The organism is Streptomyces sp. NPDC127117 (genome assembly GCF_042677325.1).
In the GTDB taxonomy this organism is placed as follows: Bacteria; Actinomycetota; Actinomycetes; order Streptomycetales; family Streptomycetaceae; genus Streptomyces.
This window is the reverse complement of the sequence record NZ_JBHXTM010000037.1, coordinates 1-4,002: the sequence shown is the minus strand read 5'-3', so window position 1 is coordinate 4,002 and position 4,002 is coordinate 1. Positions and strand designations below refer to the sequence as shown.

Here is a 4,002-nt window from a genome sequence, read left to right as displayed (position 1 = left end):
CCCCGCACACCCCCGCCACCCCCCCCACGCCCCCGCGTGGGGGCCCGCGTACGGGGGGCGTCGCGCGGCCCCCCCGAAACGTCGGGGCGCGGCGACGCCCGACTGGGCCGCGGGGCGCCCCCACCTCAGAAGCTGGGCCAGGATCTAGACCCGGAAAAGGGATCTAGAAATCGTCGTCGAAGGCGACCGAGCCCTCCACCGCCACCTGGTACGCGGACGGACGGCGCTCGAAGAAGTTCGTCAGCTCCTGGACGCCCTGGAGCTCCATGAACGAGAACGGGTTCTCCGAGCCGTACACCGTCGGGAAGCCGAGGCGGGCGAGCCGCTGGTCGGCGACGCACTCCAGGTACTGCCGCATCGACTCGGTGTTCATGCCGGGCAGCCCGTCACCGCACAGATCGCGGCCGAACTGCAGCTCCGCGGCCACGGCCTCCTTCAGCATGTCGGTGACCTGCTGCTGGAGTTCGTCGTCGAAGAGGTCCGGCTCCTCCTTGCGGACGGTGTCCACGACCTCGAACGCGAAGTTCATGTGCATCGTCTCGTCACGGAACACCCAGTTGGTGCCCGTGGCGAGACCGTGCAGCAGACCCCGCGAGCGGAACCAGTAGACGTACGCGAACGCGCCGTAGAAGAACAGCCCCTCGATGCACGCCGCGAAGCAGATCAGGTTCAGCAGGAAGCGGCGGCGGTCGGCCTTCGTCTCCAGCCGCTCGATCTTCTCGACCGAGTCCATCCACTTGAAGCAGAACTGCGCCTTCTCACGGATCGAGGGGATCTCCTCGACCGCGTCGAACGCGGCGGCACGGTCCTCCGGGTCGGGCAGGTAGGTGTCCAGCAGCGTCAGATAGAACTGGACGTGCACGGCCTCCTCGAAGAGCTGCCGCGACAGATACAGCCGCGCCTCGGGGGAGTTGATGTGCTTGTACAGCGTCAGCACGAGGTTGTTGGAGACGATCGAGTCGCCGGTCGCGAAGAACGCGACGAGCCGGCCGATCATGTGCTGCTCGCCGGGGGACAGCTTGGCGAGGTCGGCGACGTCGGAGTGCAGGTCGACCTCCTCCACCGTCCAGGTGTTCTTGATCGCGTCCCGGTAGCGCTCGTAGAAGTCCGGGTAGCGCATCGGACGCAGGGTCAGTTCGAAGCCCGGGTCCAGAAGGTTCTTGTCGGAGTTGGTGGAGCTCATTACTGGCAGGCCTCGCAGGACTCGGGGTTTTCGAGGGAGCAGGCGATCGCGTCCGCGTCGGGCGCCGACGCCTGCTGTACGGGAATGGGCGCGGCGGCCGCGGCCTGGCCGGAGGCGGCGCGGGCGATCCGGGTCGCCGGGCGCGAACGCAGGTAGTACGTCGTCTTCAGCCCCTGCTTCCAGGCGTACGCGTACATCGAGGAGAGCTTGCCGATCGTCGGCGTCTCCAGGAACAGGTTCAGCGACTGGCTCTGGTCCAGGAACGGCGTACGGGCCGCCGCCATGTCGATCAGGCCGCGCTGCGGGATCTCCCATGCCGTGCGGTACAGCGCCCGCACGTCCTCGGGGATCCAGGCGAAGCCCTGCACCGAGCCGCTGGCCTCGCGCAGCGCCTCGCGGGTGCGCGCGTCCCACACGCCGAGCTTCTTCAGCTCGTCCACCAGATAGGCGTTGACCTGGAGGAACTCGCCGCTGAGCGTCTCGCGCTTGAAGAGGTTGGAGACCTGCGGCTCGATGCACTCGTAGACCCCCGCGATCGAGGCGATCGTCGCCGTCGGCGCGATCGCGAGCAGCAGCGAGTTGCGCATCCCGGTCTTCGCGACCCGGGCGCGCAGCGCGTCCCAGCGCTCCGGCCAGTTCAGCTCGGTGTCGTAGTGGTCGGGGTGCAGCACCCCGCGCGCCGCCCGGGTCTCGGACCAGGCGGGCAGCGGACCCGAACGCTCCGCGAGGTCGCAGGACGCCTCGTACGCGGCGAGCATGATCCGCTCGGAGATCCTCGTGGACAGGGCCCGCGCCTCGGGGGAGTCGAAGGGCAGCCGCAGCTGGAAGAAGACGTCCTGGAGACCCATGGCGCCCAGGCCCACGGGGCGCCACTTCGCGTTGGAGCGGCCGGCCTGCTCGGTCGGGTAGAAGTTGATGTCGACGACCCGGTCGAGGAAGGTGACGGCGGTGCGGACGGTGGCGTCCAGCCGCTCCCAGTCGATCCGGCCGTCGGCGACGAACGCGCCGAGGTTGACCGAGCCCAGGTTGCAGACCGCCGTCTCGCCGTCGTCGGTGACTTCGAGGATCTCGGTGCACAGATTCGACGAGTGGACGACGCTGCCCGGCTCGGCGGTCTGGTTCGCGGTCCGGTTGGAGGCGTCCTTGAACGTCATCCAGCCCTGGCCGGTCTGCGCGAGGGTCCGCATCATCCGGCCGTACAGCTCACGCGCCGGCATCGACTTGCGGGCCAGGCCCTTGGACTCGGCGGCCCGGTACGCGGCGTCGAACTCGTCGCCCCACAGGTCGACCAGCTCGGGCACGTCGGCGGGCGAGAACAGCGACCAGTCGCCGTCCGCGTCGACCCGGCGCATGAACTCGTCCGGGATCCAGTGCGCCAGGTTGAGGTTGTGCGTGCGCCGCTGGTCCTCACCCGTGTTGTCGCGCAGCTCCAGGAACTCCTCGATGTCCGCGTGCCAGGTCTCCAGGTAGACGGCGGCGGCGCCCTTGCGGCGGCCCCCCTGGTTGACCGCGGCGACGGAGGCGTCGAGCGTCTTCAGGAACGGCACGATGCCGTTGGAGTGCCCGTTGGTGCCCCGGATCAGCGAACCGCGGGAGCGGATGCGGGAGTACGACAGACCGATGCCGCCCGCGTGCTTCGAGAGCCGCGCCACCTGGTGGTAGCGGTCGTAGATCGAGTCGAGCTCGTCCAGCGGGGAGTCCAGCAGATAGCAGGAGGACATCTGCGGGTGCCGGGTGCCGGAGTTGAAGAGCGTGGGGGAGGAGGGCAGGTAGTCGAGCCGGCTCATCAGCCCGTACAGCGCCGCGACCTCGTCCACGGCGCGCTGCGACTCGTCCTCGGCCAGCCCGGCCGCGACCCGCAGCATGAAGTGCTGCGGCGTCTCGATGACCTGACGGGTGTGCGGGTGGCGCAGCAGGTAGCGGCTGTGCAGGGTCCGCAGCCCGAAGTAGCCGAAGCGGTCGTCCGCGCCGTCGGCGAGCGAACGCTCCACCAGCGCGTCCAGGGCGGCCGCGTGGGCGGCGACGAACGCGGCGGTACGGTCCGCGATCAGGCCCTCGCGGTGCCCGACGGCGACCGAGGCGGAGAAGGAGACCGCGCCCTGGCCGGCCGCCTCGTCCGCGATGGCGAGGGTCAGCAGCCGGGCGGCGAGCCGGGAGTAGGCCGGGTCCTCGGAGATCAGCCCCGCGGCGGCCTCGGTGGCCAGCGACCGCAGCTCGGCCTCGTCCGCCCGGGCGCTGCGGCCACGCAGCGCGGCGGCGGCGACCCGGCCGGGGTCGGTGTCGGGCAGATCGGCGGTCAGGTCGGTCAGGGTCCGCAGCAGTGCGGTTCCCGGTCCGTCCTGTGCGGCGGCCTCGGACTCGGCTGCTGCGGACGCGGCGACTGAAGCCGGATCGGCTGGCGCGATGGTCACGTGGTGCTCTCCCTCGCTCGGCTCGGGGCCGGCGGGGAACGGGGCAGCCCTGCGGAAGCACACCCGGGGCAGGGCAGCACTCCGCACGGCGTCCACCGGCCCAACCGCGAGGCCCGGACGTCTGGGCATCCGGTTCGGTCGAGCCGGATGCGCTGCCGGCAGGTCATCGGACTGACTCGGGGGTGCACAAAAGCGCACTGAATACACCGTTGCGGGACAGTTCCGGATTCGCACCGGATTCCCCTGCGGCGACAGCGAGGACGAGCATACATGTGGGGGCTGCCCGATGAGGCAGCCCCCACATGTTGTGTCGCGCGTTCGAGTCGGGCCCACAGAACGGGCCGTGCGGCCCTTTCCCGGGCCGGGCGGCCCGATCACGCCGACGGCCCGCCGCGCCCCGTTGCAGGG

General features: G+C 70.5%; 2 protein-coding genes and 1 riboswitch. Both genes read right to left on the bottom strand.

Annotated elements, in window-relative coordinates; all coding sequences use genetic code 11:
- Positions 1 to 163: 163 nt before the first annotated feature.
- Positions 164 to 1,183: a ribonucleotide-diphosphate reductase subunit beta gene (locus ACFVH0_RS27715; protein WP_385824488.1), complete on the bottom strand. Its 1,020-nt coding sequence runs from the start codon at positions 1,181 to 1,183 to the stop codon at positions 164 to 166.
- On the bottom strand, positions 1,183 to 3,594 hold the full coding sequence (locus tag ACFVH0_RS27710; RefSeq protein ID WP_385824486.1) for a ribonucleoside-diphosphate reductase subunit alpha: 2,412 nt from the start codon (positions 3,592 to 3,594) through the stop codon (positions 1,183 to 1,185). Before ACFVH0_RS27710 ends, ACFVH0_RS27715 begins: the two co-directional genes overlap by 1 nt.
- Before the next feature lie 139 nt (positions 3,595 to 3,733).
- Positions 3,734 to 3,875: riboswitch (cobalamin riboswitch) on the bottom strand.
- Positions 3,876 to 4,002 lie beyond the last annotated feature (127 nt).